This is a genomic window from Mycobacterium sp. IS-2888 (assembly GCF_001954215.1).
GTDB lineage: Bacteria > Actinomycetota > Actinomycetes > Mycobacteriales > Mycobacteriaceae > Mycobacterium.
The window spans coordinates 15993-19340 of the sequence record NZ_MBET01000054.1; the positions used below are offsets into that span (position 1 = coordinate 15993).

At 68.3% G+C, this 3348-nt stretch carries 1 pseudogene; it reads left to right on the forward strand.

What is annotated here, in order from left to right:
• Positions 1-279 precede the first annotated feature (279 nt).
• Positions 280-3279: pseudogene (locus A5745_RS25335) on the forward strand (amino acid adenylation domain-containing protein); the annotation flags it as partial.
• Positions 3280-3348: the final 69 nt, after the last annotated feature.

The following is a 3348-nucleotide window of genomic DNA, read 5'->3' on the forward strand; positions in this document are numbered from 1 at the left end:
GCCCTCGCCACCGCCGATGCTGTTGTCCCCGAAGAGTTGTACCGCCTCGGTGAAACGGCCGGATACCACGTGGCGGTCACCTGGGGCGCCCAACCGGGCACCCTGGATGCGGTCTTCATCGCCCCCACCGACGCCGACGGCGCGCACATCGCGCCGCTGGCCGACCTGTATCTGCCCCCCGCCGGAGCTCGGCAACACACCGCGCACGCCAATGATCCCGACACCAACACCAAGATCGGAGCGGTGCGGCAGCGGTTGAGCGCGTGGTTACCCGACTACATGGTGCCCGCACACATCGTCGTGCTCGAGAAATTTCCGTTGACCTCGTCGGGCAAGGTCGACCGAAAAGCGTTGCCGGCGCCGGTTTTTGCCGCCAGGGCGTTTCGGGCGCCGCAGACCCAGACCGAAAAGATCATTGCCGAGGCGTTCGCCGAGGTATTGGGCCTGGCCCGGGTCGGGCTCGACGACGATTTCTTCGCTCTGGGTGGCGATTCGCTGAGCGCCACCCGCGTCAGCGCGCGCCTGCAGCTCGCGTTGGGCAGGGAAGTGCCGGTGCGGTATCTGTTCGAGGCCGCCAAAGTCGCGGACCTCGCCGAGCATCTGCGACGGCATCGTGGCGCTTCTCCCCGCCCGCCCCTGGTGCCGATGCCACGCCCGCAACGGATCCCGTTGTCGTATGCGCAGCAGCGGTTGTGGTTCATCGACCAGTTGCAGGGGCCCTCCCCGATCTACAACATGGCGGTTGCCTTGCGGCTGTGTGGGCGGCTCGACGTCGAGGCGTTGGGTGCGGCGGTGGCCGACGTGGTGGCCCGCCACGAGAGCCTGCGCACCCTGTTCGCCGCGCCCGATGGCGTACCCCAGCAGGTGATCATCCCCTCCGAGCAGGCCGACTTCGGATGGCAAGTCATCGATGCCACTGGCTGGCCGGGAGACCAGCTCTATGAGTCCATCAGCGCCGAGGCGCGTCACACGTTCGATCTGGCCGCCGAGATCCCGTTGCGGGCAAGGCTTTTCCGCATCGGCGACGACGAACATGTGCTGATGGCCGTGGCCCACCACATCGCCGCCGACGGCTGGTCTATTGCCCCGCTGGTGCGGGATCTGGGTGTGGCCTATGCCAGCCGCTCTGCGGGACACGCCCCCGACACGGCGCCGTTAGCGGTGCAATACGTCGACTACACGCTGTGGCAGCGCGAGCACCTCGGTGATCTCGACGATCCCGAGAGTCCCATCTCCGCGCAGCTGGCCTACTGGCAGGACGCCCTGGCCGGGATGCCCGAGCACCTGCAGCTGCCCACCGATCGGCCCTACCCGCCGGTCGCCGACTACCGCGGCGCCACTCTCGCGGTGGAGTGGCCGGCGGGGCTGCAGCAGCGGGTGGCTCAGGTGGCCGGTGAACACAACACGACCAGCTTCATGGTGATCCAGGCCGCCCTGACGGCGCTGCTGTCCAAACTCAGCGCCAGCCCCGATGTGGCGGTGGGGATTTCGATCGCGGGGCGCCGCGACCCGGCGCTCGATGAGCTGGTGGGTTTCTTCGTCAACACCTTGGTGCTGCGTGTCGATCTGGCCGGTGATCCCACCATCGGTGAACTGCTGGCCCAGGTGCGGGCGCGCAGTTTGGAGGCATTCGAGCACCAAGACGTCCCCTTCGAGGTGCTCGTCGAGCGGCTCAACCCTTCTCGGTCGCTGACCCATCACCCCTTGATCCAGGTGATATTTGCGTGGCAGAACTTCACCGGTCAAGACAGCGACCCCGCCGTCGAGCCGGCCCTGGGTGACGTGCAGGTCACGCCGCTTCCGGTGGGCATCCAGGCGGCCCGCATGGATTTGGTGTTTTACCTAGGGGAACGCTGGAACGAGGCCGGTGAGCCCGCCGGGATCGGCGGGGCGGTGGAATTCCGCACCGACGTGTTCGACGCGGCCAGCATCCAAGCACTGATCGAGCGGTTGGAGCGGGTGTTGGCGGCGATGACCTCCGAGCCCACCCAGCGGCTGTCGTCGGTGGACCTGCTCGACGAGCCCGAGCATGCCCGCCTGGAGGGGTGGGGTAACGGATCGGTGTTGACGCGGCCGGCACCGGCCGCGGCGTCCATCCCGGCGCTGTTTGCCTCGCAGGTGGCCCGCACCCCGGATGCGGTGGCGCTGGTGTGCGGGGAGCATTCGTGGACCTACCGCGAGCTGGATGAGACCGCCAACCGGCTGGCGAACCTGTTGGCCGGCTCTGGGGTGGGTGCGGGACAGCGTGTGGCGCTGCTGTTTTCGCGGTCGGCCGAGGCGATCGTGTCGATTTTGGCGGTGCTGAAAACCGGTGCGGCGTATGTGCCGATCGACCCGGTGGTGCCGGATGCCCGGATCGCATTCATGCTCGCCGATGCCGCCCCGATCGCCGCGATCACCACGGGCGAGCTGGCCGATCGGCTCGACGGACGCGACCTGCTGGTCGTCGATGTCGACGATCCCCGCATCGAGGCCCAACCCGGCACGGCGCTGCCGGCGCCGGCTGCCGATGACATCGCCTACCTGATCTACACCTCGGGCACCACCGGGGTGCCCAAGGGGGTGGCGACCACCCACCACAATGTCACCCGGCTGTTCGACGGCATGGATGTCGGCGTGGAGCTGGCGCCGGGACAGGTGTGGACGCAGTGTCATTCCCTGGCCTTCGACTACTCGGTATGGGAGATCTGGGGCGCGCTGCTGCACGGTGGACGGCTGGTTGTGGTGCCCGAGTCGGTGGCCCGCTCACCGCAGGACTTCCACGAGTTACTGGTCACCGAAAAGGTCAGCGTCCTAAGCCAGACCCCCTCGGCGGTGGGGGTGCTCTCGCCGAAGGGGCTCGAGTCGGCGGCGTTGATGGTGGCCGCCGAGCCCTGTCCGGCCGAGGTGGTGGATCGGTGGGCGCCGGGGCGGGTGATGATCAACGCCTACGGCCCGACCGAAACCACGGTGTACGCGACGATCAGTGCGCCGCTGACGGCCGGGTCGGGCGTGGTGCCGATCGGGTCCCCGGTGCCCGGTGCGGCGCTGTTTGTGCTCGACGGCTCATTGCGGCCGGTGCCGCCCGGTGTGGTCGGTGAGTTGTATGTGGCCGGTACCGGTGTGGGAGTTGGGTATTGGCGGCGGGGCCCTTTGACGGCGTCGCGCTTTGTGGCGTGCCCGTTCACCGCGGGAGCCCGCATGTATCGCACCGGCGATCTGGTGTGTTGGCGTTCTGACGGGCAGCTGCAGTATCTCGGGCGCGCGGACGAGCAGGTCAAGATCCGCGGCTATCGCATCGAACTCGGCGAAGTCCAAGCGGCGCTGAATGCGCTGGACGGGGTCGAGCAGGCGGTGGTGATCGCCCGC